Raw genomic sequence first — 25,044 nt, 5'->3', positions numbered from 1 at the left:
GCCAGGTTATAAGCATCTGAGTGCATAGGAGCGTCGCTTCTGTTTACATTGTCTAAGGGCTGGTCCTGTTTTAAGAACTACAAGCAATATCAAAAGCTTAAATATGCAGTGAGGAAGAAATGTTGGGAATCCTTTTACAGGACCCCGGCGGATGTCTTGGCTTGAGACAAACTTGAGGCCTGCAAAAGTTGCGGCCAAAAATTAGATAAAAATTATGGGGACAGAAAATAAATAGATTTCCTCTATCGATCATTAGGGAGAATCAATTTTACATTCTATAGAGGTTTGCAAACACTAGAGAGGCCAAACAACCGATTTTATAATCACAAAGGAGAACATCAGTGTTGCAAAAACCGCTTATGGGCGCCGCTCTTATCGCTCTCAGCCTTCACGCTGGGTCTGCATTTGCAGCGTCCTCAGATAAAAACGTCAATGTTCAGCAAGCTCCAACCAATAAGTTCTGATGGCCTGAGCGTCTGGATCTGGCTCCTCTTCGTCAACACTCCGTTGAATCTGACCCAATGGGGAAGGGCTTTGATTATGCAAAAGAGTTTAATAAATTAAACCTGGAAGAAGTAAAGAAGGACATCGCTAAAGTCCTGACGACGTCTCAGGATTGGTGGCCTGCAGACTATGGTCACTATGGCCCGTTCTTCATTCGCATGGCGTGGCACAGCGCCGGCACTTACAGAGTGGGTGACGGTCGCGGTGGCGCAGGAAGTGGTCAGCAGCGTTTTGAGCCGCTGAACAGTTGGCCTGACAACGTGAATTTGGACAAAGCCCGCCGTCTGCTGTGGCCGGTAAAACAAAAATACGGCAAAAGTCTTTCCTGGGCGGATCTGATGATTCTCACGGGCAACGTGTCTTTGGAATCCATGGGTTTCAAAACCATCGGTTTTGCCGGCGGTCGTGAAGATCAGTGGGAACCGGATGTTGTTTTCTGGGGAGCTGAGAAGAAGTGGATGGGCGATGAACGTCGCAATAAAGAAGGCCGTTTGGACAAGTCGCCAGTGGCGGCGGTGCAGATGGGTCTGATTTACGTGAATCCTGAAGGCCCGAATGGCAATCCGGATCCGATCGCGGCAGCCAAGGACATTCGTGACTCCTTCGGCCGAATGGCGATGGATGATGAAGAGATCGTGGCTTTGATCGCTGGCGGCCACTCTTTCGGTAAGGCGCATGGCGCTCACAGACCGGACAAGTGTGTGGGGGCAGAGCCATCAGCAGCGCCGTTGGAAGAGCAGGGCCTGGGTTGGAAAAACAAATGTGGTACAGGCAGCGGTAAAGACACCGTGAGCAGTGGTCTGGAAGGTGCGTGGACTCCGACGCCGACTCAATTCTCAATGATGTATCTTGCGAACCTCTTCCAGTTTGACTGGGTGAAGACCAAGAGCCCGGCGGGTGCGACGCAGTGGATTCCGAAGGGGGGCGCGGCTGCCAATCAGGTGCCTGATGCTCATGATCCGAATAAACGTCATGCACCGATTATGTTTACGACGGATCTTTCGTTGAAAGAAGATCCTGCCTTCAACAAGATTTCCAAAAAATTCCTGGATAATCCCAAGGAGTTCGAAGCCGCATTTGCGCGAGCGTGGTTCAAGCTGACTCACAGAGACATGGGCCCGCGTGCGCGCTATCAAGGGAAGGATATTCCTAAGGAGATCTTCAAGTGGCAGGATCCAATTCCTGCTGTCAATCATAAACTTGTGAGTGGCGCTGAGGTGGCACACCTTAAAAAGTTGATCGCAAGTTCGGGTCTTAGCAATTCAGATCTCATCCGCACGGCGTGGGCTTCAGCGGCCTTCTATCGTGGGACGGACAAACGTGGTGGCGCCAATGGAGCGCGCATCATGCTGGCTCCGGCGAAAGACTGGAAAGTGAATGATTCGCAAGAGATCTCTAAAGTCATCGCGAAGCTTCAGGAAATTCAAAAAGGCTTTAACAAGGGCAGCAGAAAAATTTCAATGGCGGATTTGATCGTGCTTGGTGGAGCCGTCGGTGTTGAAAACGCAGCCAAGGCGGGCGGCTATAAGTTGACTGTGCCATTCAAGCCAGGCCGCATGGATGCCACTCAGGAGCAGACAGACGTGGAATCCTTCAGCGTTCTGGAGCCGAAAGCTGATGCTTTCCGTAACTACTACGGCGAAGGAAACTATCTTTCTCCGGCAGAGGCTTTGGTGGATCGTGCGAATATGCTGACCTTGACGGTTCCAGAAATGACGGTGCTGTTAGGAGGTCTGCGTGTTCTGGATGTTAACTCGGGCCATTCAAGACACGGGGTATTTACTCAGAAGCCGGGTGCCTTGAGCGCGGACTTCTTTGTGAACCTGCTGGATATGTCGACGAAGTGGCAAAAATCTTCTGAAGACGGTCTTTATGAAGGTCGCGACAGAAAGACGGATGCTGTGAAGTGGACGGCCACACCGGTGGATCTGATCTTTGGATCTCACTCTGAGCTGCGCTCAATCGCTGAGGTGTATGCTTCCGCCGATAGTAAAGAGAAGTTTGCCAATGACTTCGTTAAGGCCTGGGACAAGGTCATGATGTTGGACCGTTTTGATCTGAAATAAATGGTTTTGAGCCGGGCCTCTTCTTGGGAGGCCCGGCTTTCTTCGCAAGGTGTGTAAAAATTTTCTGACGAAATGTTACACAACGCGCAATATATGTTCGATCCCTGTAATCTTTCTGCTAGATAGCTGACCCATCAAAAAGACGAATTTTGCCTCGCTAACGGCAATAATTTCAGATGGGGAGACTTCATGAATCGTATGATGGCTATTTTCGGCCTGCTTTTGGTTGCCACCTTGGCCTCTTTCAATGCTTTTGCGCAATCTCGCTCCGAGCTGGAGCGCCGACTGATGGTTGAGGATTCATACGAGGCACCTCGCGGTCGTCTGTTCAATGAACAAGCCTATCTTCGCGGCGAAACTTACCTGAGCCAGTACACCAATGTGATTGTTATCAATAAGTCGGCGAAAGGGCCTCAGGCGCAGACGTTGCGTCTTTATACAAACCGCCAGCTTCAGCTTTCCACTTATGTTTCCACAGGCCGAGAGGATTTGGAATACATCAGCAAAGTTCGTGGTGTTGTGAACAAGATCTTCAAGGGCACCACGTCTTCTCACTGGAGACACACAACCCGCGGATTCTATGCAATCAAGCGCGTTCACGGTTACAACTACCGTTCTGGCGAATCCAAGTTCCAGATGCCTTATGCGATGTTCTTCAATGAAACTCGTGGTTTGGCGATCCATCAGGTGCCGCCGGATCTTTCTGGTGGTGAGGCGGCCGGCGAGGCTATGTTGGGTCAGCGGGCTTCTTCTGGTTGCGTGCGTGTTCACAAGGCTCAGATCCAAACAATCCACCGTGCGGTCACTGCCGCGGGCAAGGGTTCTGTGCCGGTTCTGGATACCCGCACGGGTCAGCCTAAACGTGATGAATACGGCAAAGTTCGCTATGAACAGGGCTACGAAACAATCGTGATTGTTGAGGAATACTAGTATCACGCCACAGGGGAGCGTGGCTTGACCTGCTCCCTAAACGGACATAAAAAGGCTGGGTTATCCCGGCCTTTTTTGTTTTTAGGAGCTTTCCATGAACCTGATTGAAATCGTCAATGTGCCCGATGAAAAACGTGATCACCAGTGGGAGATTGATTTCTTCATGTCCGTCACTCAGGGCAACATCAAGCTTTTGGTGGAAACTCCTCAGCAGGGGCCGGACGGCTGGCCGTATCTTTTGGTTGAAACCGGTGAAGACGCCACAGAGCCTGCGAACAAAGTCATGCAGTGGGCAGCGATGAAAGGTGTGGGTTTGGTTGTCAATCCACGCAAATCCTATCCGGATTATGTTTTCACCTACGGCATGCTTTGGAACTTCAAGGAAACCGGTCGTTTCTATCAAGAGGCGGCACAGGCTTCGGTGGGCAGCGTGGAAATGGAAAAAGGTCAGGGCTTGCACGCGGGGCCGCCTTCTCCGCAGTATCTTCCGCAGTATGTTCGTAATATTTTAAAAGAATTCTTCCGTGATCAGGGCGTTCTTCGTCCGCGCATTCTGGTGATGAGTCAGGATCGTAAGCACTATGATCTGGCATTTTCTTTGGAATCTTTGGGGAATCCTCCAACCAAAGAACATCAGGGCATTGCTGAGGCTCTGAGCTGGTTCCTGCCTCCGCATTATTCTGTGGTGCTGGTCTCTGAAATTGGTCTTCCGACTTTCACGGATCTTTAGTCTTTAAAACTCTTCAGAACGATACCAACAGGCCGGGCGCTCTTTTAACAGAGCGCTGGCGCGGAACGTATCCAGGCGGCATTGGGGACTGGGATAGTCTAACAAGGTTGTCTGAACGATGTCTGTCTCGGCTTTCTCCAGACTGGGAGAGGGATCGTTGTTCGGCAGAACTGTCCACTGCAGCTTTGCTGTGATCAACCCGGCCAGCAGAGCTCGAGGACATATCTGCGGGTTCTGAGTCATGCAAGTCTGCTCCAGCAACATCTCATCTTTGCTTGCAACCTGTTGTGGTGATGAGCTTAGTTGTTGCGCTATTTGATTGAAGCACCCTTGAACAGAGTAATAATCCGCCGCCCCTTCAGCGGAGGCCCAGCTGACATTGCCATGGATGTCGGGGAAATAGGGGGCGCCACCTTTGTGATGACCGACTTCGTGGCAGATCATCAACGTCAAACTGTCCAAGGTCATCGAAGGATGTCGAGCCAAGCCGCCATAGATCACCACCAAGCGGATGTCACTAAAGCGCAGAGCTTGGGCATTGACAGTGTTGTTGGCCCAGCTGCCTTCGAAAATAAGGTCGGAATAATTTTGTGCAAACAGATCCAGTAGTTGATGGAACTGGATTTCAGAGATTTCTTCTTGGGAAGATGCCTTTTCACTCAAAGCCGCAGCTGGCAGCAGAGCCGGGCACAACGAGTGCCTGATGACGATGTGAGCGGGCCACAAAATGGTGAGAATAAGAAGGGCCAAAGAAATCTTCATGGGCCGGGATAGTAAACAAAACTCTGGCGGATCGACTATTCAAATGGCGTCTGATTGAAAATATTGCAGGATTCTTGCGCCTTCGAAAAAGAGTCGCGGGATCCGAAGATCCCGCGACAAGTGGTTTTGGCAGTGATTTAATCCAGCTCACCCGGACGAGGCAGAAGGTCCATCAGACATTCGCGCCAGTACTCGGGAGCTTCCTCTGAATAGTCAATCGCGACATGGAAACCTTTTTTACCCAGAAGCTGCGTGCGTGTGATCACACCCGAGATTTCCAGATTCATTTCTTCCAGGTGCATAAAGACCCGGTCGCCAATCAGACAGTCCAAATTCAGATTCTTACGAAGAGCTGACGGAATCAGGTCTTCGCGTTTAATCAGAAGCAAAAGTCCTGTTGAAGAAGCTTCGATGATCTCACTGTTCTTTGCGATTTTGGCAAAGTCATCCAGTGATGTGAGATACGAAATATGAATGGGAGAGACTTCGGTCCTTGGAGCCACTCTGCGGTTGTATTTTGTACTTCCCATCTTTCACCTACCTTGAAACAAACTACATTAGTGTCGGTTATAAGACTCTTCGGCAGGACTCGACCAAAGTTAAGAGGGAATTACAAAAAAGCAGAAGCTCCACTGTGAAATTTGCCTGACAACTCCGCGCCCTTCAGAGGAGGATTTAAACTCTGTGGCGTTCGTAAGAGTGAATGTCTCAGTCTGAGAATCAATATTTTGCCAGTCCCCTATAGAAATCCGTGAAACCACCGACGGTTGCTCGAAGATTTTAAGCGCTTTAAAACACGCCTCTTTTGCGCACCACAAGGCGGCCGCACTGGGGCTTTGGCGGAGTTCTTCTTCAGAAGAGACACGTGCCACGACCTTCTCCTGCACGCGGGAGGTGATTTCTAAGTCCACTCCAATCGGGGAGTCGCACAGAGCAAACATGCCCAGGTCGTGGGTGTGAGAGACGGAGTGATACAGTGTTTTGCCTTGAGTGCGTTTTTGTATTTCGGCACGCAAGAGACCCCGGTGGTTGGGATTGTGACTGCCCCAATCCGGATGCGCAAAAATCTGTAAGCTGGGGCAGTGAAGGATCTTTTGGAAGGACTCAATTGTGCTTTCAGAGAAAATCATCGGCAGTGAGTCCTTGGGGTGAAAATTAAACAGTGAATTCCGCGGGCCAAGTCACGGGCTTGCCGCTGGTGATATCCATCATGCGATCCAAAGACACTTTGGCCTTCAGGCGCAGGGATTCATCAAGACCCACTTGAGGTTTGGAGGTCTCAAGCGCGTACTTGATCTTTTCCATGGAGTTCATCTTCATGTAAGGACAGTTGTTGCAAGAGCAACCTGAATCCAAAACAGGAGCTTGGATCAGTTCCACATCAGGACGCAGCTTTTGCATCTGGTGGAAGATCCCAGTTTCCGTTGCGACGATGAATTTCTTGGCCGGATTCTTTTGAACCTCTTCCAACAAGCGGGAAGTGGAGCCGATGACAGAAGCATATTGCAATACGGATTCATCACACTCAGGGTGCGCAATCACAACCGCATCTGGGTGCTGGGCAATGAGCTCATACAATTTCTTGGCGTTGAACAGCACGTGCACTTCGCAAGCGCCCGGCCACAACACGAATTCGCGATTGAGTTTTTTAGAAAGCCAACGACCCAGGTGCTGATCCGGCCCAAACAGGATCTTACGATCTTTGGGAATGGATTCGACGATCTGTTGAGCGTTGGAAGAAGTGATGATCACATCAGAGATGGATTTCACTTCCGCGCTGGAGTTGATGTAAGTCACCGCAATCCCATCGGGATGCTGACGACGCCAAGCCAGGTACTTGTCGTAAGGAGCCCCTTTGACCAAAGAACAACTGGCTTCCATATCCGGAACCAGAACTGTTTTGGTAGGGTTGAGGATCTTCACACTTTCAGCCATGAAGACAACGCCGGCCAACAAAATGGTGTCCTGTTGAACCTGTTGGCCCATCTTGGCCAGATAGAAGCTGTCACCGACATAGTCCGCGATGTCTTGAATATCACCCTCTTCATAGTAGTGAGCCAGAATAACCGCGTTTTTCTCTTTTTTAAGTCGCTGAATATCAGCAGCAATATCATAAGCCATAATCAACCTCGGGCCTTATTGTAACCCAGATGAACACAGAAAAAGCTCATATAGCACGACAGGCACAAAAAGCAACCCCACAAAGGTCCAACCATGATCCCCACACACCAAGATGAAGTTAGAGCAAATAGCTGGGATGGCTTAAAACAAGTTTTGCCCAAGTTCCACAGCAGCCAATCCCAAAGGGATGGCGTCCGCGAGGACTGTCCGAAGGGCAAAGCTTGTTTTAAGCCAGCCCAGCGGTCTTGTTCTAAAGAGTCGTTCCGCCTTTGAGGACGTTGATAATGGATTTGGAAACAGTTTTCAGGGATTCAAAGACGCCACGGCCCTCAGAGGCGCAGCCTTCGATTTCAGGAGCATTATAAGGGTTCAGAGCACTTCTTAGCTCTGCCAAGGATGCGACATTCGGCAGATCACGCTTGTTGTATTGCATGATCAAAGGAATCTCACGGATGTCATAGCCTTGTTGTTCCAAGTTTCTCTCAAGATTGCGCAGGGATTCCAGGTTTTCATCCATACGTTCGATTTGAGAGTCCGCCACGAAGATCACGCCATCCAAACCTTTTAAGATCAGCTTGCGGGAAGCATCATAAACCACCTGACCAGGAACAGTGTAAAGGTGGAAGCGGGTTTTAAAGCCACGAATGTCGCCGACGTTCAAAGGCAGGAAGTCAAAGAACAAGGTGCGCTCAATATCCGTGTTCAATGCCACGAGCTTGGATTTTTGATCCTCGGCCGTTTTTTGATAAACCCACTGAATGTTCGTGGTTTTACCGCCCAGGGAAGGGCCGTAATACACGACTTTGCAGTGAATCTCTTTGGCATTGTAGTTAATAAAGGACATTACAGCTCCACTCTGTTTTGCAGGGCACGACCCATAGTTCTATCATCTATGAAATCGATGTCGCTGCCAATAGGAACTCCATGGGCAATGCGAGAAAGTTTCAAACCTTTGCCTTGCAGCTGCTTTGCCAGGTACAAAATCGTGGTGTCGCCCTCAAGATCGGCATCCAATGCGAGGATGACTTCTTTGATAACCGGACCGGTGCCGTTCAAACCATCATCAACACGGTCGATCAGCTCTTTGATTTTCAACTCTTTAGGACCGATGCCTTCCAGCGGGGAAATGGCCCCGTGCAAGACATGGTAACGCCCCCGGAACGCGCCGGAAGATTCAATACGCATGATGTCCGCCGGCTCCTCCACCACGCAGATGGATTCGTCCGAACGGTGCGCATCTTCGCAGTAGCGGCAGATGTCCGTGTCCGTGTAGTTAAAGCAGCGAGGGCAGTCATGCACCTCGGCCTTCACACGCAAAAGTGCCTCGCTCAAACGCTCTGGGTATTCGTTCCCCGTGCGTAAGATGAAATAAGCCAGACGTTGAGCAGTCTTGGGCCCGATACCAGGCAGACGGCTCAACTCGTGGACTAATTTTTCAAGGGCAGAGATATGTAACACTAGCTACTCCAGCTTCGGACACCGGTCGGTGCCCTCAGCACTGTGGCCACAGGCCTAGAACATTCCTGGGATATTCAAACCGCCAGTGATTTTTTCCATTTCTTTTGCGGAAGTATCACGAGCTGTTTTAACTGCTTCGTTGACTGCAGACAGGATCATGTCCTGAAGCATTTCCACGTCGCCGGCTTTCAAAACTTCAGCGTCGATGTTCAAAGAAGTGATCATGTGGTTGCCGTTCACTTTTACTTTTACAGCGCCACCGCCAGAAGTTGCTTCGTATTCAGCCTTGGCAAGATCATCCTGGGCTTTTTTCATCTTCATTTGCATTTGGTTGGCTTGTTTCATCAACTGAGCCATTCCGCCGGGCATACCCTTCATAGAATTCTCCTTTTTAGTGGCCGCGTTTGTTTAGTTCAACGATGGACTTGATCTGCCCCTTGAACACGGTCTGTGCAGCCTTGACCATGGGGTTTTCGTTGATCTTGTTGCGAAGCTCTTCCTCGGCCAACTGCACTTTTTTCTGCTGGATGGCCTGGGCGGATTCTCCGACCTGATCACGACTCATTAATACCTCAAAAGAATACCCAGCACCCCAGTATGAATCAATAAATCCCTGTAGTTTTTTGCGCACTTGGGCGTCGGCCATTTGGTCTTTCAGGAAGGCCAATTTCACAGGAACGCCAAGGCTGATCAGCTTTCCTTCTTCTTTCACAAAAAGAAGATTTTCGACTTTGGCAGCGAACAAAGCATCGTCCTGGCGAAGCAGTTCCACAAAGTTCACCCAGCGTTCTGTGGCAGAAGACCCTGTGGCCAACTTCGGTTTTTCCGCAACTGGCGCGGCTTGGGGGGCTGGGGCAGGTGCCGGAGCACTGGGCGCTGTTGCCGAGGTGGTGGCAGCAGGCTTTTGTGTCGACAGGGATGATACCGCAGGCTTGGCTTTGTTCAAAGCCGCCTTCATGGCCTCCAGTCCTTTGGGACCGTCTAAAACTTTTTGGGCTTCTTCAATGCGATCGTGACCTTTGACTGTGGGGGCTACCGGCGGAACGTAAGGCCGGGCACCACCTGCGCTTTGAGGGGTTGCAGCTCCACCTTGCAACAAGGTCTTCAGGTCCACAAGTTTGGGAGCCGAAGCCATGCGAAGCAAAGTCACTTCCAGAACAATACGAGGATCTTGGGCGCGCGGAATGTCGTTGCCACCCTTTAAGGCCATGTCGAAAAGCATGTGGATGTCTTCTTCAGGAAGACGCCCCGCCATTTCGCTTAAGGCTTGCATTTCAGAGTCAGGCATTTCCAGAATCTGAGACGCTTGCGCTTCGGACACTTTGATCAAAAGCAGGTTGCGAATCATTTCCAGAAGATCTTGCGAAAATAAATGAGGCTCAAAGCCCGCGGCTGCGATCTTTTCAATCACTTTCAAAATCGCCTGAGAATTGCGATCAATCAGTGCATTCAAGGTTTCAAACAGCAACGCACGGTCTGTCAGGCCCAGGATTTCAACAACACTGGCACGAGTCAGCGGACCATTGGCAAAGGTGATCACCTGATCCAGCAAGCTTTGCGAGTCACGCATGGACCCGTCACCTTGACGAGCCACCACCCACAGGGCTTCATCCTCTGCCGTCACACCTTCGCGATCACAGATCAGCTTCAGGCGCTCAGTGATAGAGCGGGTGGAAATACGACGGAAATCAAAACGCTGACAGCGGGATAAGATCGTTTGCGGGATCTTGTGCACCTCGGTTGTCGCCATGATGAAAACCACATGCGAAGGCGGCTCTTCCAAAGTCTTCAACAGGGCGTTGAAGGCGCTGGTGGAAAGCATGTGCACTTCGTCGATGATATAGATTTTGTATTTACCACTGGAGGGCATAAACGCCACAGTGTCGCGAAGTTCACGGATTGCATCCACACCGTTGTTGGAGGCTCCGTCGATTTCGATCACGTCAATGCTGGAACCGCCGGCGATCTCTTGGCAGGAATCACACTCGTTGCAGGGAACAAAGTTTTGAGCATTGGGACAGCGAAGAGCTTTGGCAAGAATACGAGCTGAAGAGGTTTTTCCAGTTCCACGCGGGCCGGTGAAAAGCAGAGCATGCGGAAGGCGGCCGTTTTTTAAAGCGTTGGAAAGTGTTTGGGTAATATGATTTTGCCCGACAACGTCGGTAAATGATTGGGGACGCCATTTGCGTGCAATCACCTGATAAGACAAAACCCACCCCTGACAGTTCGTTTCTCGGTTCGCGCGAAAGATAAAAAAGCGGCCGAGCACCCCATATCACATAGTCCCTCGAGTGCCGTTGCTTCCTTCCGGACCTAGCGGGATTCGTCAAGAGAGCTATTGTATGGGACCCGGCCACCGCTGGATGTAACCCATTGGAGAGGGGATTACATTCGATAACTGGGTGCGGCATAGAAGTAAGTTTGGGGGCAGCTCCCGCTCCGTGGGACACGCCTTCCGGGCTCTGCCAGCGCCGGGGCCCTTGGCCCCGGTTCGGGCCGTCCGGGCCCCGCTGGAGGTCCCACTCCGGGGATCTGCCCCCAAACTTACTTCTATGCCGACGTTATCTCTGGTTTTGAGTATGGAATTTGGGGGTGGTGGTGTTTTTTGGCAGGCTGGCCCCTATGGGGCGCCGCTGGGGAGTTTTGTGGGAGGGTGGGTCGTGGCTTGCTGTTTAGTTGGGGGTGGGGGAGCATTTAGGAATGTGAGGTGATTCGTATGTTGAAGATGGTATTGGTTTCTTGTTTGCTGGGTTCTTTTGCTTTTGCTCAGACCATGGGGGTGAAAGACATTCCTGCGGATGGAGAGACGACGATTGAAATTACAAAAGGCTCCAAAGCTAAAAATGAATATGAAGTTGTCACCAGTGAAGATGAGATCGAAGGGGATGCGGCTCCGCTTTTGAAAGATGCTCGTTTGAATTGGAAGAAGGCCTGTGCTGATTGGAAGGCTGAAACCAAAGAGCTGAATAAAGAAAACCAGGTTCTGACCCTGAACTGTGGGAAGATGACGTGCGCCACAGTTTCTATGGAGTCCACGTGCCGATCTCAAAGTAAAGTGAAGATCAAGACGCGTATCAAGTAGTAGAAATTTCCAGCTACTTCTAAAGAGGCTCAATCTTTTTATAGTTTAGCAGGACATTTCCGCTTCTCATGGTTTTTGCCGAAACCAGCTTCAATCGGAGTGGGCGAGTCAATCCCTGGAACATGGTTGTGCCTTCGCCCAGTGCCAACGGATTTAACAAAATGGAGTAGTCATCAATCAGATTTGCCTCGGCCAGCTGAGCGATGATTTGACCACTTCCCAGAATGGTCATGTCGGGTCCGTCTTCGGCCTTGAGTCGCTTGATTTCTGCCAGCAGATCCCCGTTTATCAGAGTTGTGTTTTCCCACGTGGCTTCACGCAGGGTTTTTGAAAATACGATCTTCTTTGAGCTGTTCATTCCCTGGGTGGTCAAGGGGTCGTCTTTCCACACATCCTTAGAGGTCCAATAGCTCTGCATCATCTCGTAGGTTTTTCTGCCGAAGACCAGGGTGTTGCCGCTGTTGGATTTTTCGTCAGACAGATCCTGTTCATCTTCGCCGAAGTTGTGCCAGCTGATATCTTCGTTAGGCCCCTTGAAGTATCCATCCAAAGTGATCAGATTAAAAACGCTCAGCTTCGCCATTGGTCCTGCCTTTTTCTGAGTAATCTCGTTTTCTTTCTGACGAATGTACCTTGAAAAGCGGGATTTACCAAAACATCACTCGTTTTAGCCTGTCCTTTGTTCCGGATCTTGCCCAGTCCTGTAGATGAAAAAAATGTAAGCAATGTAGTCTGACACTCGCCTGCTAAACGGCAGTGAAGGGGTTCAGATGACATTGAAACAAAATACCGTCGCCTTGGTTCTTGCTCTGGGAGTGGGTTTGCTGGGATGCCAAGGGGGAGCCAACGACTACGTTGAGTCGTCTTCCATGCAAAACGAAAATCAAAATCTGACAGATACAACCGACACAGCTATGACAGACGGTGAGGATATCGCTGATCATGTTCATGATGATTTCGGCATCTCAGAAGAAATTCAGGCTCTGGGATGTGTGAAGGCGTCCTCTTCGCAGAAAACTCAGGTCAATCTCGGGCTCTCCAAAAAAGAAGAGTTTTTGCAGAAGTGCTCAAAGGAAACCAATGGTTCCTTCTGGTGTGATCAGGTGATTCGTCCGAACCCGAAAAGTGTGAACACCTTCCGCTGCACCTATGGCTCCAGTCAGGTGCATAATCTGATTCATCCCGACGAAAGCACCTGGAAGTATCCGATTGCGGGAGTGCGCATTTTGCAGGATCTTTCCGCCAAGGGAATTAAGATCAGTCAGATCTATAATTGGTGGAGACCTGAACCTTATAATAAAAACGTGGGCGGGGCCGCTGGTCGACATCCTTATGGAACATCCATCGACGTCAGATTTGCCAGCAACAGCGAAGCGGACCGCGCCTTTAAAGAGCTTTGCAAAATGCGCAAGGCCAAGCGCCTGAGAGCCATTGGTCATTATGGCAGCGCCTCTTTGCATATCGGTGTGGGCGATAAAACAGCCAACACCTGGGGCAAAAGTTGTGGATCTTGAATGTAAAGAATTTGGCACGTAAAGGAATAAAAAAAGAGGAGCCTTCACGGGCTCCTCTTTTAGTTTGTTCTTTAGGCTTTAAGGCTTACATGGAAAGAGCTTTTTTCAAGTTCTCATCCAACTTCGCCAGGAACGGCTCAGTGTTCATGTACTTGTCAGCTGGAACCTTGTCGCCATAGATGCAAACCGCAAGGTCTTTGGTCATGAAACCAGCTTCAACAGTCTCAACGCAGACTTTTTCCAAAGTCTGAGCGAACTTCACAAGCTCCTGGTTGTTATCCAGGTTACCACGGTGCTCAAGACCGCGAGTCCATGCAAAGATGGAAGCGATTGGATTCGTGGAAGTTGGCTTGCCTTGCTGGTGCTGACGGTAGTGACGAGTCACTGTGCCGTGAGCTGCTTCAGATTCCATGGTCTTGCCGTCTGGAGTGACCAGTACGGAAGTCATCAGACCCAAAGAGCCGAAACCTTGTGCCACAGTGTCGGACTGAACGTCGCCGTCGTAGTTCTTACATGCCCACACGAAGTTACCATTCCATTTCAAAGCGGAAGCAACCATGTCGTCGATCAGACGGTGCTCGTAAGTGATGCCAGCAGCATCGAACTTCGCTTTGAATTCTTTTTGATAGATCTCTTCGAAGATGTCTTTGAAGCGACCATCGTATTTTTTCAGAATGGTGTTTTTAGTGGAAAGGTACAACGGCCATTTCTTAGTCAACGCCTGGTTGAAGCAAGAACGTGCGAAGCCAGTGATGGATTCGTCGGTGTTGTACATGGTCAAAGCGACGCCATCACCTTTGAAGTTGTAAACTTCGTGAGTGATTGGTGCGCTGCCATCTTCCGGTTGGAAGGTGACTGTCAGCTTGCCTTTGCCTTTGGTTACGAAATCAGTTGCACGGTATTGGTCACCGAAAGCGTGACGGCCGATGCAGATTGGTGCTGTCCAGTTAGGAACCAGGCGAGGAACGTTTTTGCAGATGATAGGTTCGCGGAATACAGTACCATCCAAAATGTTACGGATAGTGCCGTTCGGGGACTTCCACATTTGTTTCAGGTTGAATTCCTTTACGCGAGCTTCGTCCGGAGTGATCGTCGCGCATTTGATACCCACGTTGTACTTTTTGATCGCCTCAGCAGCGTCAACAGTCACTTGGTCGTTGGTAGCATCACGGTGTTCCATGCCCAAGTCATAGTACTTAATGTCGATATCAAGATATGGAAGGATCAATTGTTGTTTGATGAATTTCCAGATGATTCTTGTCATTTCGTCGCCGTCGAGCTCAACGACGGGATTGGCAACTTTGATTTTTTTCATAAGTCGTGTCCTTTGTGATGGGATTGTAAAAGCGCCCTGAAAATATAGAATGGTGCCGCCTGTAAGACAAAGGAAAACAGGGCATCAAAGCCAAGGAAGGGGCAGACCTTGAGGTAAAACTCGTTATGTGATGATATAACGCAAGGTATTGAAAATAGGGCAGATACTTTAAACTCAATAAACAATCTGCGAGATTTGTTCGACTTACCTTAAGAGGCCCCGCTCAAGGAAGGAGAGATGGTTGGTCAGGGCTTCATCAATGGCGGCTTTGCTCTCAAGGCTTTGGAACTGTCCATCAATCAGTAAAACCGAGAAGCCATGAATGCCTGACCACACGGATCGGGCGGCAATGGTGGGATCTGTCTTGCGGAAGGTTTGGGACTTTATGCCCGCAGTGATGCACTCGATAAGAATATTTAAAGCTCTCCAGCCGGCCTCTTCGACTTCGGGGCGTTGTTCTTTGGCGCAGCGGAGTTCCTGATGAAACATGCTGCGGTAGTGGCCGCTGTGTAGAAGTGCGAACTCGATATAGACTTTGCCGATGGCTTGCAGGCGCTGGCGGGGCTGGCGATGGTTTTCCAGCTCTTTCAGGAACGCCTGGGTCAGTTTGTTAAAGCCTTCCTCTGCGATATGCGACAATAAGTCCTGCTTGGATTTGAAATGACGATAGACGGCCGTGTGACTCACTTTAAGGCTTTGGGCGACTTCGCGCAAAGTAAAGTCCGCTTCGCCTTTTTTCTGAATGATTTCAACTGTTCTTCTGATGGCGGCTTTTTTAAGGTCGCCATGATGATACGTCTTTGCCATGAAAAAAAGACTAGCAGGTTTTTTCTATGTTTACAATGGTCACATTAATGTTAACATTGGAAACATGAGAAAGCTAAATCCGTTCTATCGTCTTCTTTTGATTTTCACCCTGTTGGCCGTGGCCGCGAAGTTTGGCGGTGCTCTAGCGCAGTGGAAGGACGTTCCGCTGTGGATCATGATTCAGGTCTTTTTTCTGGCGGGGGTCAGTCACTTTACGCCCTTACGTCATGAATTCGTAAAAATGATTCCGCCGAAGATCCCCGCGAAGATGTTTTTGGTCTATTTCACAGGTGCCCTGGAAATTCTGGGGGCTTGGGATCTGACGAATCCTGAAAACAGGGCCATCACGGGATGGGCCCTGATTCTGCTGCTGGTGTTGATGTTCCCGGCCAACTACTACGCCGCTAAAAGCAACATTCACTTCCGAGGTGCCAAACCATTGTCAGTCCTGCAGCGGGGGGCGGTGCAGATTCTCTTTATTGCCGCTTTGTATGTGGGAGCTATCTTATGAAAAAGATCCTGGTGATAAATGGACATCCTAATAATGTTTCCCTGTGTTCTTCCTTGGCGCAGCAATACGCAAAAGGAGCCACAGAGTCCGGTTTTGAAGTTCGTCTGGTGCAGCTCTCGGATTTGAAGTTCGATCCTGTCTTGCATAAAGGCTACTTAAAGATTCAGGAGCTGGAGCCTGATCTGGTTCAGGCGCAGAAGGATCTTCTATGGGCAGAACATCTTGTGATCGTGCATCCGATCTGGTGGGGGTCAGTGCCGGCGTTGCTAAAGGGATTTTTGGATCGCGTTCTTTTGCCGGGTTTTGCTTTTAAGTATCACAAGGACAACCCATGGTGGGACCGGTTGTTGAAGGGACGAACGGGAAGACTGATTGTGACGACGGATGCGCCATCATGGTGGAACAAGTTTGTCCTGCGCGATCCCGTGATCCGCATGATGAAGAACTCGGTTCTGGAATTCTGCGGTATCAAACCTGTCAAGGTCACGCAGTTAGATCGAATCAAAGATCGTCCTAAAGATGTGATCGAGTCCTATCTTAAGAAAGTTTATGAACTGGGTAAAAGGGGAGCCTAAGCTCCCCCTTGCGATTATCGCTGCAAGATCGTTGGATTTTGCAGGCGGGCTTCCAGTTGCTGAAGTTGTACTTCCAGAACTTCATGATTCCGTTCCGGAGCTGAATAGCGTACCAATTTCGGTCCTCTCAATGTAGCAGACGCTAACGCAAGCATGATCCTCGTGCTCTTATAAGCGAGATACAGAAGGAAGCTTGTAAGTTGACCGGCCTTTTTTACGCTTTCAATAGACACATCAGTTGAGGTTTCAACGAGTTTCAATAAGTACCGCTCGTTTTGGAATTCCCATTGTTTTTTTCTACGCAGTAGTGCGTTCATAGCTTCCTCCTCAGGATTGATAATGCTTGCGGCAGCTCTGTGCAAAAGGCCGTTTTGACAGATAGATGCGCAAGGGTTGTTTGAAAGTTCAGCTATGACACCACTTCAGAATCAAAGTGCGGACACGGGTGTTGGGGACCTCATTCAGTACAATGAGACCAAAGCGTCGCCAGAGCTAAAATTAAATTTTGGGTTAAGATCTAAAGACGAAAAGTGACTAACACTTTACGTGCTTAGAGATGCAGTTCAATTGTCGTGGGATTGAATCTGTGACCTATGAATGAATGTCAGAGGCCACGTCCACGTTAGTAGATCCGCAAATATTTATATTTTGAATCATCATAATAATCATGATGGCCTCCTTTCATTAGAGATAAATCCAATATCGAGGATTGTTCAAAAAAAGTAAACTGATTTTTTTGAAATCCTTTGTAGAGGCCAGTTCCAAGATGGAACCTTGATTCTGTGATGGTGAAAATTTAGTTCTTTTTTGTCAGAACTTCGATGAGCTGTTTGAAGTACGCAGGCATTTCCGAGCGGGGATACCATGCCAAAGCGACAGAGTAATCCAAATGCAACTCATCAGCGAGATAACAAAGGCTGCCATCTTTGATAAACGGGCGAGCAAACTCTTCTGTCAGAGACGAATAGCCCAGCCCCTGTTGCAACATGTAGGTGAGCGCATCGATGTTGTTGGCATAGTGGCGCAGCTTCTGCGCTTTTCCTGCCAGTTTATATTTCTTCAACAGATCCAGCGTGACGGTGTCTTGAGGGTCGAAATCAATAATGGGTTCGTTTGCAAGAATGTCGTCGAGCCTTCGTTTTTTCCACGCCGAGGGTCCGACCAGGTAATATCGCTCTGGCGCCATCACCTTGGAATCCAGCTCCAGGCCCACTTGATTTGCGGGCAAGGCGCCGATTTGCGCAAAGCCGGTTTTTAGTTTTCCCAAAACACTGTCGGTGTCGGTGATATCAAAGCGCACGCGCAGCTTGGGATTTTTTTTAACGACGGTGCTGACTTTGGGGATGATGCGCGAGCGCATCAGGGTGGAGGTGCCGCTGAGGCAGACCTCAAAGAAGGCCGATTCTTTTTTTCCGGAAATTTTAGACAGGGTGTCCCCTTCGAGATCGCGGGCCGCCTGGACATAGCGCAGAAGGGATTCCCCTTCCTGGGTCAGACGCATGCCTTTACGGGAGCGGGTGAACAGCGTCACACCCAGTTGCTTTTCCAAGCTCCGGATACGTTGGGTCACCCCTGTCTGGGTGAGATTTACTATTTTAGCAGCTTCCAGGACCGTGCCTTTTTGAACAACGGCCCAGAAAGCTTCAAGGGAAGGGCTTAGTAAACTCATTAATAATGATAATAAAGTGATATATATGAATTATACAAATACTTTCTTTGAAAATAATTTCGCCTCCAACAACGTAGGAGGTTGTGATGAAACTAAAATCTTGGATTGTACTTTTCGGTGTAACTCTTTCGGCGGTGACAGCTCAGGCAGACTGCCTTCCGGATCGCGCCAGCTCTTATCAGTGTTATTTTCCTCAAGAGATCACGTGCTCGTTGAACGGCGATCCCGTCACAGCTGCTGGTCAAAAAATTCTGAAGCTGAAGTATGACAACCATGGCAAGGTTCAATACAGCTATTCAGTCTGGGTGCCGGGCAAGTGCCCAAGCCGAAACTGCGGTTCGGATGTTGAATATACTTATGAAGGATCCAGTGAAGAGGCCGGTAAGACGGGCAGTGTAAAAAACTACAATGATCAACAACTGGTCGCGAGCCTCGCAGGCGCCAATGGGCTGGAGTTTATGATGATCCTGAATCACTCTATTCCAGCAGGATTGAAAGCCCGAGTTCCCATGAAACTGCAGGTCATGCAGGTGAAGGGCATGTATGTCACCGGAAACGGTACTGATTGGTATTGCCAGTAGCAGGTGGATACTTGGGGCTTCTGGGTCGCGGTTTTAAGGGTCCTTTTGACAAAAGCATCAGAAAACCGTCAACTGTTCTAGGGGACAAAGCGCTGTGGTTGCGATTATATTGTCCCCGGACCTGAGGTCCGCTGAAGGAGATCTAATGAAAACGCTGGCTCTTGGAATTTTGAGTGTCCTGTCCCTGGGAATGTCGGCACAGGCGCGCTCGATTTGCGAAGTCAGCGGATTGGTGGATCGTCTGACCTGTCCTTATTTGGTAAAGGAAATTGCGGGGCCTCACCTCACCCGTCAGGTCAAGTACTCCTTACCGAAAGGGCGCGCTCCCAAGGCGGGTTGGCCGACAGTTGTCTTGTATCAGGGAAGTCTGTTTCCGGTGGAGTTTTCCAGAAGCAGTCTGATGATCGCAGGCGGATACAATGAGATCCGCCTGATTCAGTCTTTGTTGGATCACGGTTTTGCGGTGATTGCACCACCGGCCATCGAAGGCATCGCATGGATGACCAATATTGTGGGTGTCGACTACAACACTTCTGAAGATTTCTTCTTCGTCGCAGAGCTTTTAAAAGCCATGGGGAATGGGGAGTTTGGGAAGTTGAACATGGCGCAGTTGTATGCCACAGGCATCTCCAGCGGTGGATACCATTCCAGTCGCATGGCCGTGGCCTTCCCGGGAGTGTTTAAAGCTCTGGCGGTGCATTCGGCTTCCTATGCCACTTGCGGTGGCCCGATGTGTTTTGTGCCTGAAGCGATGCCGGAAAATCATCCGCCAACGATCTTCCTGCACGGCCGTCTGGATCCTGTGGTTCCTGTGCGCACGATGTATCCTTATTATGAAAGTCTGCAGGCGCAGGGAATTGAGACAGCTGCATTTGTCAGCCCTTGGGCACGCCATGAATGGCTCGAAGAAGCCCCAGATCTGATTACAGACTGGTTTTTAAAGCACCCCTAAATAGATTCAACACGTTTATTTCACACAGAGTCGAAGGAAAACCCTTCGGTTTTTTGTTTTCTTTCAGGCTCTTTCGCCCTTCAGGTGTAAGGTTGCAGACCAGTTAAAAATTCGCAGACGCAAAAAAATCTTCAGGTCAACCTAGGCTTCCAAATTCAATCAAACCAACAAGACTAGGAGGTCTTTGTGAAAGCAGCAAAATTATTTGCAGGTATCGTGTTCTTTGCATCCACCTATGCGATGGCATATCCGATGGTGGGGGATAAAGTGGAATGGACCGGCACTGTGGTTGGCACCGACGGCTCTTCAACAGAAATCAAAGGTTCCAAAGAGGTGCTCAGTCAGGATCCGACCACGATGAAGTGGCTGGTGAAGTCCTGGATGCAGATGGGGAAATGGGAACGCTGTGAAACCAAGGAAATGAAAAACCTTTACACGCCCGAGAAGTGGCAAAAGATCATGACCAGTTGTGTGGTTCATGGAGGTGTGATGGAGGAAGTCACGGTCCCGGCGGGAACTTACAACACATGCAAAATGACGAAGACCTGGGAGAGCGGCCACCATGAAGGTGATTCAGTGACCATGTGGTGGGGTGATGTACCGTTCGGTCTTGTAAAGGTGATGAAGACCGACGGAGATTCTGGCAAAGTAAAAACCATGGAGCTCAGTACGGTGACTTTGGGCCAGTAAGGCGCTTATCACGGCACTGATTTCCTCAAGGGCCGCAGCAGCGGCCCTTGTTTTGTAACAAGAGGCTTATGAAAGTGAAGGTCATCAAGGCAGACTTCTCTAGAATGAAAACTGATTCAACAGACCCTCACAACAAGGAGCCAGGTATGAGAGACGAATTACAAACTGCTCGCCGAAACTTCCCGCGGGCTGAATATCAACTTGTAAAAGATAGTTTTCCAGAAACCCTTCATCATCTGTCGGAAGCCCGATTGAATGCGCACATCGCCCGGTGTGAACGTTTGATCGCCAGCTACAAAGTTCGACTTAAGGATAAAGAAAGTTTGGCCCATGTCTGGCGTGGTTCGGCCAAAATAAGCAGTGGACGCTTAATCCGCTATCGCATGAATCATCTCGGCATCAGTCTCAAAAAGTTTAAGGCCGAACTCAAAAAAAGCGCTTCTGCGACATCGGCTCGCAAACCCAAGGACTCTGGTTCTTCTGCAAAATCAAAACGAGCTGGAACATCGAAAATGTCTTCCGCACATGGCGGCACTCGACGTATTTCTGCCACTCGCGCTTCCACAAAAACAAAACGTCAGCTGAAGTATCCTGACTTGCCAGAGTCAGGAACTGAAGAAGTTTCTCACACTTTGACGTTGCAGCCGAAAATGCGACTGGCCCGTCGCGGCGGCAAAACAAGTTCGACGCAGTTCCGGGAAGCTCAGCGCAGGGAAAGTGGACCTTCCAATCAAGTTAATCCGTCCTCGCGAACGCGCTAAAATAAAAGACCCGCTTGTTTGTCAGCGGGTCTTTCTTTATCCGATTTTCCAGGCGATTTTTTCCAAGGCTTCAACTTCTTCGGCCCAATAGGTGTATTTATTAAACTCGGGGAACAGACGGGGGAAGCTCGGGTCTTCCCAGCGTTTGGCAATCCATCCGGCATAGGACACAATTCGCAGACCTCGCAGCATGGGAATCCACGACCATTGATGATCGGGGAATTCGCGCAGTTCTTCGTAGCCTTGAATGATCTGCATTTTTTCATCATCCAGGCTGTCTTCATCACCCGACAATAACATCCAGAAATCCTGAATCACCGGTCCATTGACGAAATCGTCAAAGTCCACCAGGAAGAATTCTTGACCGTTATTCAGCAAATTCCCCTTGTGACAGTCCCCGTGGATACGGATGAACTCTGACGGATCAAAGTTGTCATCAATGGCATACAAAATATCTTCAGCGGCGATGTTGTAGCGCTGGCGCAGTTCCGGGGTGATCCAGTCTTGCAGGAAATCCAAAGTGTCCCAGCCACCATAGTAGCTGGTATCCAGAACCGGGCGGTGTGGAGCTGCTTTCTTCGCACCGACATTGTGAACTTGCGCCATCAGCCGGCCCACTTTGTGAAGTTCGCCTTGTAGGAACTCTTGCGGCATGCGGCCCAGAACTTTCGGGAAGAAGGCGACGTACATTCCATCGACTTCCAACAAGGTGGAATCATGGCCTTGCAGCAAAGGGGCGACGGCGGGAATGCCTTCGGCCTTCAGGGACAGCAAAAACTCATGCTCCTCCAGGATGGCTTCTTTGCTCCAGCGGTTGGGGCGATAAAATTTGGCGATGACGTTTTTATTCAAAGCCCCGGGCGTGCAGGGTTCTTCCAGCTTGATGTCAAAAACGCGGTTTTCATAGGAATTTAGCTGCGTGAACTCGCCCGTTGGATAAAGGCCAGCATGTTCTGTCGCCAGAAGCACTTTTTCAGGGTCTAAACTATAGAAAGAAGAGCTTTTATCCATTATCTGATCTTGCCACTTTTTAAGGCTTAAGTCATTCTCTGACTGATGAGCGGCAAAGAAACCTTTATCTTCGCAAAATGGCCCGTAGAGGTGCATCGACGGAATTTTCGTCGCTCGGTTTCTATTTATCTGTACCCCAATAAACCGATCAAGGTCGTGGCGGCAAAAAGCACCAGTCAGAAAATCATTATCGATTTTTTGATGGCGAAAAAAGACTGGATCGAAAAAACATTCGTGAAATTTTCCGAGATCGCTGAAAAGTTCCCGGAAAAGCGCATCAGGGCTTACGAGAATTTTCCGTTTAAAGGGACCGAGCGAAAGCTCAAAGTGGTGATCACCTTGCACAAAAAAACTTTTGTGTCGATCACGGATGAGCATCTGCTTTTACATATCCCACGCAATGACTGGAGCGCAGATTCCCTGATCGAAGAGCATCCCACAGCCCTGAAGGAAATTCGTCATTTCTATAAGCGCGAAGCGGTGGACTTTTTAAGTCAGCGTGTGGCCTATTGGTCCGAGCAGATGAACCTGCGCCCGTCACAGGTTAAATTCCGCGAACAAAGGACCCGCTGGGGCAGTTGTTCCTCGAAAAAGATCATCAACCTGAACTGGCGTCTGATCGTCTTTGCCGAAGAGGTGATTGATTATGTGATTGTTCATGAGCTGGCGCATTTGCAGCACATGAACCATTCAGATCGTTTTTGGGGTCTGGTCGAAAAGTATGTCGCTAATTACAAGGACATCGTCAGAACCATGAGGGAATCCCAGTATCTGGTGGAATTCCTCTCTGAAAAATCCTAATAAAGTCCGTTTTGAGTCTTTTGACGCATCAGTTGCAGGGCCAGCAAGGTGCCGACGTAGCCCACACACGCACCAAAGATGATATCGCTGACAAAGTGGTCATGCACCACCACGCGGGTTAAGCAAACCAGCATCGCAAACGGAATCCAGAACCAGCGAAAGCGCGGGAAGGCGACACTCATCATCGTTGCCACTGTGAAGATCACCTGGGAATGGCCGGAAGAAAACGAATGCCAGTGCCAGTGCGTCGTAAACGGAGTGAAGATGTGCGGATCAAAATCCGGTGTTTTGTGAGGCCTCTGACGGCCGGCGGTGAACTTAATAATATGCGTGATCACGCCCGCCACCAATAAAGACACCAGAAGATTCAAACCCCAGCGACGATAGTAGTCGACGCGGGACAGGTGGGATTTCAAAGCGCCAACGTGCGGGGCGACCCATTTGCAGAAGGCCCAGATGATCAAGGCGGCTGCAAAATAGTATTCAGACAATGCCACGTCCGTCAGGATGCGTGCGGGTTTTCTCCACAGAGCTGTGACTTCCTTTTCAGCGAAATACAGGGATACTTGCTGGTCCACGAAGTACATCGCCAGCAGGGCCAGCACGAAGCTGACAAGAATAACTTTAATTAGATGTTGGGTCAGTTTTTTAGGGTCGCTCAAAAGCTCGCCGAATTGTTGTACAGGCATGTAATTCCTTCCAAGGCTCAGTCTAAAACCTAACTGTATTGAAATACAAGGCCTGCTGAGGGGTGACGAAATCTGGCCCAGGCCTTGCTTAAGGACCTTTGCGAATTGGTTTATTGAAAGAATACTTGGAGGTTTCTCATGTTGCCAATGCTTCAAAAGCATACCTTGATCACGGCGGCCTTGTTGGCGTCGTTGTCCCTTACTGCATGCGGTAAGAAAAAAGACGTTTTCTCAGAGCCTAATAAACAAGCTAAGCCAACGGACTCGAGCCAGACTGACAATACCAACGGTGAAATCGGTGGTGGTCTGCCTGCTCCGGGCAGCAACGGGAAGGACACGACTCAGCCGTCTCCGATTCCAAACAAAGGTCAAGGTCAGGGGAAAAATCCAACAACTCCTCCTCCGCCACCTCCCACGCCAATCAATCCACAAACTCCTGTGAATCCGACGACGCCTCCTGCAGTGGTGGACACTCGTCCAGCCCCGGCTCCAGGGACTCATGTTATTCCGGGTGACTACAGATCCAATGATCCGTCCAACGTGATTCGCGATAATTTGACGAAGCGGATGACGGGGGGTGTGACAGCCGATGGTTTGGTTTACACTTCTTCCGGTACAGACGAGCTTTTAAACTTCTTGAGAGCTCGTAACGAAAAAGTCAGCTATGAAACTCGTCGCTTGAACTTGGAAGCGGCAGCCTCTGTTCAACATGCGAAGCTTTCCGTGGACAGCATGTCTGGCGATGTGATCATCACTTTGAAAGTCCGAGAAGGCAACGATATCAAAGTTTATAACGTCGCGGGTTCTCAAGGCGAAGGCACGGCTTCTCCGGTGAGATCTGTTGGTGCTGGTAACGGCGAAAGAACCACAGGCACACGTGCATTGGAAGGCACTGTGAAGTGTCTGGATCTGGATGGCGGTTGTGAAAACGTGTTTGCACGTTTGAAGATCGGTTCCAGTCCTTCTTCTGCGATCATCAACGTGGTGTTCAGAAGCTCTTCTGCGGACTTGTATTTCAATTTGCCAGAGCAGTTCTCTGACAATCCAGAGTATCTGATCTTGCGTGATTACGTGAAAAACACGATCCGAAAAGAAAACACCGTGGATAGAATCAAGTCCGTGGGCTTGTATTCTTTCGAAGTTGTGAATGGTCGTTCTGGTTTCACGGTTGTGACTAAAGGTGCGAACAACGAACTTCTGGCATTTGCGGGTCCTTTGCTGGCTCCTGAAGCGGGGACGGGTGTGAATATTCCGCTGACTCGTATTGCGAAAGATCAGGAAGACTCTTTGGATCTGGTTTCCTTGGGCAACTCTAAGCTGACTTATGCAAACTGGATCGGTGAGGCTCGTTTGGTCGCCAACAACGGTTTGGGTCAGATCCGCATTGCTTTAAAAATGAGAAAGCGTGCGTCTTATGCCCAAGATCAGTTCGCTGTGACCTTCATGCGTAAGATCAAACCTCTGGTTGAGATCAACGACGAAAACTTGAAATAGCCCTAAAAGACCCTTCGTTGG

27 protein-coding genes, 1 other RNA gene and 1 pseudogene are annotated in these 25,044 nt (G+C 49.6%); 13 read left to right on the top strand and 16 right to left on the bottom strand.

The genetic code is table 11. The annotated features are described in order from the left end of the window. Positions 1-359: 359 nt before the first annotated feature. From katG to ACZ5ZV_RS19385, 3 genes and pseudogenes are all read left to right on the top strand, one after another. Positions 360-2,570: pseudogene (katG, locus tag ACZ5ZV_RS19395) on the top strand (catalase/peroxidase HPI). Positions 2,571-2,759: 189 nt separating this feature from the next. Further along, entirely contained in the window at positions 2,760-3,500 is a 741-nt protein-coding gene (locus tag ACZ5ZV_RS19390) for a L,D-transpeptidase (protein WP_464118851.1), read from the top strand. Positions 3,501-3,594: 94 nt separating this feature from the next. Further along, positions 3,595-4,230, top strand: a complete 636-nt coding sequence (locus ACZ5ZV_RS19385) for a hypothetical protein (protein WP_464118850.1) — start codon at positions 3,595-3,597, stop codon at positions 4,228-4,230. Between the two features lie 3 nt (positions 4,231-4,233). Here the strand turns inward: ACZ5ZV_RS19385 and ACZ5ZV_RS19380 are convergent, their stop codons facing one another. The 9 genes from ACZ5ZV_RS19380 to ffs form a co-directional block, all read right to left on the bottom strand. After that, positions 4,234-4,980 (bottom strand): P-loop NTPase family protein, encoded by a 747-nt coding sequence (locus ACZ5ZV_RS19380; protein WP_464118849.1) that lies wholly within the window; start codon positions 4,978-4,980, stop codon positions 4,234-4,236. A 149-nt stretch (positions 4,981-5,129) separates the two neighbouring features. Next, complete coding sequence (locus ACZ5ZV_RS19375) at positions 5,130-5,522, bottom strand: hypothetical protein (RefSeq protein WP_347358502.1); 393 nt, start codon at positions 5,520-5,522, stop codon at positions 5,130-5,132. A 69-nt stretch (positions 5,523-5,591) separates the two neighbouring features. Then, positions 5,592-6,122, bottom strand: a complete 531-nt coding sequence (locus ACZ5ZV_RS19370; protein ID WP_464118848.1) for a 4'-phosphopantetheinyl transferase family protein — start codon at positions 6,120-6,122, stop codon at positions 5,592-5,594. Between the two features lie 25 nt (positions 6,123-6,147). Further along, positions 6,148-7,113, bottom strand: a complete 966-nt coding sequence (gene nadA / locus ACZ5ZV_RS19365; protein WP_464118847.1) for a quinolinate synthase NadA — start codon at positions 7,111-7,113, stop codon at positions 6,148-6,150. 250 nt (positions 7,114-7,363) lie between these two features. Continuing rightward, the gene (gene mglA, locus ACZ5ZV_RS19360) at positions 7,364-7,957 is read right to left on the bottom strand and encodes a GTPase MglA (RefSeq protein ID WP_011166041.1); all 594 of its coding nucleotides are present in this window, start codon (positions 7,955-7,957) and stop codon (positions 7,364-7,366) included. Next, on the bottom strand, positions 7,957-8,571 hold the full coding sequence (gene recR / locus ACZ5ZV_RS19355) for a recombination mediator RecR (protein ID WP_464118846.1): 615 nt from the start codon (positions 8,569-8,571) through the stop codon (positions 7,957-7,959). The genes mglA and recR overlap by 1 nt, the downstream gene beginning before the upstream one ends. A gap of 54 nt (positions 8,572-8,625) precedes the next feature. Further along, positions 8,626-8,949, bottom strand: coding sequence for a YbaB/EbfC family nucleoid-associated protein (locus tag ACZ5ZV_RS19350; RefSeq protein ID WP_464118845.1), 324 nt, complete (start codon positions 8,947-8,949; stop codon positions 8,626-8,628). A gap of 13 nt (positions 8,950-8,962) precedes the next feature. After that, positions 8,963-10,780 (bottom strand): DNA polymerase III subunit gamma/tau, encoded by a 1,818-nt coding sequence (gene dnaX, locus ACZ5ZV_RS19345; protein WP_464118844.1) that lies wholly within the window; start codon positions 10,778-10,780, stop codon positions 8,963-8,965. 47 nt (positions 10,781-10,827) lie between these two features. Continuing rightward, an RNA gene (ffs, locus tag ACZ5ZV_RS19340) (signal recognition particle sRNA small type) lies at positions 10,828-10,926 on the bottom strand. 361 nt (positions 10,927-11,287) lie between these two features. Here ffs and ACZ5ZV_RS19335 point away from each other — a divergent pair. Further along, entirely contained in the window at positions 11,288-11,653 is a 366-nt protein-coding gene (locus tag ACZ5ZV_RS19335; RefSeq protein WP_464118843.1) for a hypothetical protein, read from the top strand. A gap of 19 nt (positions 11,654-11,672) precedes the next feature. On the opposite strand, the gene ACZ5ZV_RS19330 is transcribed toward ACZ5ZV_RS19335, so the two are convergent. Continuing rightward, positions 11,673-12,236, bottom strand: coding sequence for a dihydrofolate reductase family protein (locus ACZ5ZV_RS19330; RefSeq protein ID WP_464118842.1), 564 nt, complete (start codon positions 12,234-12,236; stop codon positions 11,673-11,675). 187 nt (positions 12,237-12,423) lie between these two features. Between ACZ5ZV_RS19330 and ACZ5ZV_RS19325 the strand changes: the two genes are divergently transcribed. After that, positions 12,424-13,167: a hypothetical protein gene (locus ACZ5ZV_RS19325; protein WP_464118841.1), complete on the top strand. Its 744-nt coding sequence runs from the start codon at positions 12,424-12,426 to the stop codon at positions 13,165-13,167. Positions 13,168-13,252: 85 nt separating this feature from the next. Here ACZ5ZV_RS19325 and ACZ5ZV_RS19320 read toward each other — a convergent pair whose 3' ends face one another. Both ACZ5ZV_RS19320 and ACZ5ZV_RS19315 read right to left on the bottom strand, forming a co-directional pair. After that, positions 13,253-14,482 carry an NADP-dependent isocitrate dehydrogenase gene (locus tag ACZ5ZV_RS19320; RefSeq protein ID WP_464118840.1) on the bottom strand — a complete coding sequence of 410 codons (1,230 nt, stop codon included), beginning with the start codon at positions 14,480-14,482 and terminating at the stop codon, positions 13,253-13,255. A gap of 204 nt (positions 14,483-14,686) precedes the next feature. After that, positions 14,687-15,289 (bottom strand): TetR/AcrR family transcriptional regulator, encoded by a 603-nt coding sequence (locus tag ACZ5ZV_RS19315; protein ID WP_464118839.1) that lies wholly within the window; start codon positions 15,287-15,289, stop codon positions 14,687-14,689. Positions 15,290-15,353: 64 nt separating this feature from the next. Between ACZ5ZV_RS19315 and ACZ5ZV_RS19310 the strand changes: the two genes are divergently transcribed. Both ACZ5ZV_RS19310 and ACZ5ZV_RS19305 read left to right on the top strand, forming a co-directional pair. After that, positions 15,354-15,800, top strand: coding sequence for a DoxX family protein (locus ACZ5ZV_RS19310; protein ID WP_464118838.1), 447 nt, complete (start codon positions 15,354-15,356; stop codon positions 15,798-15,800). Next, on the top strand, positions 15,797-16,375 hold the full coding sequence (locus tag ACZ5ZV_RS19305; RefSeq protein WP_464118837.1) for an NAD(P)H-dependent oxidoreductase: 579 nt from the start codon (positions 15,797-15,799) through the stop codon (positions 16,373-16,375). Before ACZ5ZV_RS19310 ends, ACZ5ZV_RS19305 begins: the two co-directional genes overlap by 4 nt. 14 nt (positions 16,376-16,389) lie before the next feature. Here ACZ5ZV_RS19305 and ACZ5ZV_RS19300 read toward each other — a convergent pair whose 3' ends face one another. Together ACZ5ZV_RS19300 and ACZ5ZV_RS19295 are read right to left on the bottom strand one after the other, a co-directional pair. Further along, positions 16,390-16,692, bottom strand: a complete 303-nt coding sequence (locus ACZ5ZV_RS19300) for a hypothetical protein (protein ID WP_464118836.1) — start codon at positions 16,690-16,692, stop codon at positions 16,390-16,392. Between the two features lie 479 nt (positions 16,693-17,171). Further along, the gene (locus tag ACZ5ZV_RS19295) at positions 17,172-18,044 is read right to left on the bottom strand and encodes a LysR family transcriptional regulator (protein WP_464118835.1); all 873 of its coding nucleotides are present in this window, start codon (positions 18,042-18,044) and stop codon (positions 17,172-17,174) included. Positions 18,045-18,130: 86 nt separating this feature from the next. On the opposite strand from ACZ5ZV_RS19295, the gene ACZ5ZV_RS19290 reads away from it, so the two are divergent. The 4 genes from ACZ5ZV_RS19290 to ACZ5ZV_RS19275 all read left to right on the top strand — a co-directional run bounded on the left by ACZ5ZV_RS19290 (position 18,131) and on the right by ACZ5ZV_RS19275 (position 21,028). Beyond that, positions 18,131-18,625 carry a hypothetical protein gene (locus ACZ5ZV_RS19290; protein ID WP_464118834.1) on the top strand — a complete coding sequence of 165 codons (495 nt, stop codon included), beginning with the start codon at positions 18,131-18,133 and terminating at the stop codon, positions 18,623-18,625. A gap of 145 nt (positions 18,626-18,770) precedes the next feature. Further along, the gene (locus tag ACZ5ZV_RS19285; RefSeq protein WP_464118833.1) at positions 18,771-19,577 is read left to right on the top strand and encodes an extracellular medium-chain-length polyhydroxyalkanoate depolymerase; all 807 of its coding nucleotides are present in this window, start codon (positions 18,771-18,773) and stop codon (positions 19,575-19,577) included. 186 nt (positions 19,578-19,763) lie between these two features. Beyond that, positions 19,764-20,267 (top strand): hypothetical protein, encoded by a 504-nt coding sequence (locus ACZ5ZV_RS19280; RefSeq protein ID WP_464118832.1) that lies wholly within the window; start codon positions 19,764-19,766, stop codon positions 20,265-20,267. Positions 20,268-20,413: 146 nt separating this feature from the next. Beyond that, positions 20,414-21,028 (top strand): hypothetical protein, encoded by a 615-nt coding sequence (locus ACZ5ZV_RS19275; RefSeq protein WP_464118831.1) that lies wholly within the window; start codon positions 20,414-20,416, stop codon positions 21,026-21,028. A gap of 36 nt (positions 21,029-21,064) precedes the next feature. Here the strand turns inward: ACZ5ZV_RS19275 and ACZ5ZV_RS19270 are convergent, their stop codons facing one another. Continuing rightward, positions 21,065-22,039 (bottom strand): serine/threonine protein kinase, encoded by a 975-nt coding sequence (locus ACZ5ZV_RS19270; RefSeq protein WP_464118830.1) that lies wholly within the window; start codon positions 22,037-22,039, stop codon positions 21,065-21,067. Between the two features lie 45 nt (positions 22,040-22,084). On the opposite strand from ACZ5ZV_RS19270, the gene ACZ5ZV_RS19265 reads away from it, so the two are divergent. Next, positions 22,085-22,840, top strand: a complete 756-nt coding sequence (locus ACZ5ZV_RS19265; protein ID WP_464118829.1) for a M48 family metallopeptidase — start codon at positions 22,085-22,087, stop codon at positions 22,838-22,840. Here the strand turns inward: ACZ5ZV_RS19265 and ACZ5ZV_RS19260 are convergent. After that, positions 22,837-23,529 carry a phosphatase PAP2 family protein gene (locus tag ACZ5ZV_RS19260; protein ID WP_464118828.1) on the bottom strand — a complete coding sequence of 231 codons (693 nt, stop codon included), beginning with the start codon at positions 23,527-23,529 and terminating at the stop codon, positions 22,837-22,839. The genes ACZ5ZV_RS19265 and ACZ5ZV_RS19260 overlap by 4 nt on opposite strands. Positions 23,530-23,667: 138 nt before the next feature. On the opposite strand from ACZ5ZV_RS19260, the gene ACZ5ZV_RS19255 reads away from it, so the two are divergent. Beyond that, on the top strand, positions 23,668-25,023 hold the full coding sequence (locus tag ACZ5ZV_RS19255; RefSeq protein WP_464118827.1) for a hypothetical protein: 1,356 nt from the start codon (positions 23,668-23,670) through the stop codon (positions 25,021-25,023). Positions 25,024-25,044: the final 21 nt, after the last annotated feature.

Source organism: Bdellovibrio sp. HAGR004 (genome assembly GCF_055397015.1).
This window is presented reverse-complemented; position numbering and strand designations above follow the sequence as displayed.

What these genes read in the sequence shown, in the direction of transcription:
- ACZ5ZV_RS19350 (WP_464118845.1), bottom strand. Translation starts at nt 8,949, where the DNA reads ATGAAGGGTATGCCCGGCGGAATGGCTCAGTTGATGAAACAAGCCAAC.
- ACZ5ZV_RS19370 (WP_464118848.1), bottom strand. Translation starts at nt 6,122, where the DNA reads ATGATTTTCTCTGAAAGCACAATTGAGTCCTTCCAAAAGATCCTTCAC.
- ACZ5ZV_RS19270 (WP_464118830.1), bottom strand. Translation starts at nt 22,039, where the DNA reads ATGGATAAAAGCTCTTCTTTCTATAGTTTAGACCCTGAAAAAGTGCTT.
- ACZ5ZV_RS19275 (WP_464118831.1), top strand. Translation starts at nt 20,414, where the DNA reads ATGAGAGACGAATTACAAACTGCTCGCCGAAACTTCCCGCGGGCTGAA.
- ACZ5ZV_RS19295 (WP_464118835.1), bottom strand. Translation starts at nt 18,044, where the DNA reads ATGAGTTTACTAAGCCCTTCCCTTGAAGCTTTCTGGGCCGTTGTTCAA.
- nadA (WP_464118847.1), bottom strand. Translation starts at nt 7,113, where the DNA reads ATGGCTTATGATATTGCTGCTGATATTCAGCGACTTAAAAAAGAGAAA.
- ACZ5ZV_RS19260 (WP_464118828.1), bottom strand. Translation starts at nt 23,529, where the DNA reads ATGCCTGTACAACAATTCGGCGAGCTTTTGAGCGACCCTAAAAAACTG.
- ACZ5ZV_RS19290 (WP_464118834.1), top strand. Translation starts at nt 18,131, where the DNA reads ATGAAACTAAAATCTTGGATTGTACTTTTCGGTGTAACTCTTTCGGCG.
- ACZ5ZV_RS19325 (WP_464118841.1), top strand. Translation starts at nt 12,424, where the DNA reads ATGACATTGAAACAAAATACCGTCGCCTTGGTTCTTGCTCTGGGAGTG.
- ACZ5ZV_RS19335 (WP_464118843.1), top strand. Translation starts at nt 11,288, where the DNA reads ATGTTGAAGATGGTATTGGTTTCTTGTTTGCTGGGTTCTTTTGCTTTT.
- ACZ5ZV_RS19330 (WP_464118842.1), bottom strand. Translation starts at nt 12,236, where the DNA reads ATGGCGAAGCTGAGCGTTTTTAATCTGATCACTTTGGATGGATACTTC.
- ACZ5ZV_RS19315 (WP_464118839.1), bottom strand. Translation starts at nt 15,289, where the DNA reads ATGGCAAAGACGTATCATCATGGCGACCTTAAAAAAGCCGCCATCAGA.
- ACZ5ZV_RS19265 (WP_464118829.1), top strand. Translation starts at nt 22,085, where the DNA reads ATGAGCGGCAAAGAAACCTTTATCTTCGCAAAATGGCCCGTAGAGGTG.
- ACZ5ZV_RS19300 (WP_464118836.1), bottom strand. Translation starts at nt 16,692, where the DNA reads ATGAACGCACTACTGCGTAGAAAAAAACAATGGGAATTCCAAAACGAG.
- ACZ5ZV_RS19320 (WP_464118840.1), bottom strand. Translation starts at nt 14,482, where the DNA reads ATGAAAAAAATCAAAGTTGCCAATCCCGTCGTTGAGCTCGACGGCGAC.
- ACZ5ZV_RS19385 (WP_464118850.1), top strand. Translation starts at nt 3,595, where the DNA reads ATGAACCTGATTGAAATCGTCAATGTGCCCGATGAAAAACGTGATCAC.
- mglA (WP_011166041.1), bottom strand. Translation starts at nt 7,957, where the DNA reads ATGTCCTTTATTAACTACAATGCCAAAGAGATTCACTGCAAAGTCGTG.
- ACZ5ZV_RS19310 (WP_464118838.1), top strand. Translation starts at nt 15,354, where the DNA reads ATGAGAAAGCTAAATCCGTTCTATCGTCTTCTTTTGATTTTCACCCTG.
- ACZ5ZV_RS19375 (WP_347358502.1), bottom strand. Translation starts at nt 5,522, where the DNA reads ATGGGAAGTACAAAATACAACCGCAGAGTGGCTCCAAGGACCGAAGTC.
- ACZ5ZV_RS19305 (WP_464118837.1), top strand. Translation starts at nt 15,797, where the DNA reads ATGAAAAAGATCCTGGTGATAAATGGACATCCTAATAATGTTTCCCTG.
- ACZ5ZV_RS19285 (WP_464118833.1), top strand. Translation starts at nt 18,771, where the DNA reads ATGAAAACGCTGGCTCTTGGAATTTTGAGTGTCCTGTCCCTGGGAATG.
- ACZ5ZV_RS19390 (WP_464118851.1), top strand. Translation starts at nt 2,760, where the DNA reads ATGAATCGTATGATGGCTATTTTCGGCCTGCTTTTGGTTGCCACCTTG.
- ACZ5ZV_RS19255 (WP_464118827.1), top strand. Translation starts at nt 23,668, where the DNA reads ATGTTGCCAATGCTTCAAAAGCATACCTTGATCACGGCGGCCTTGTTG.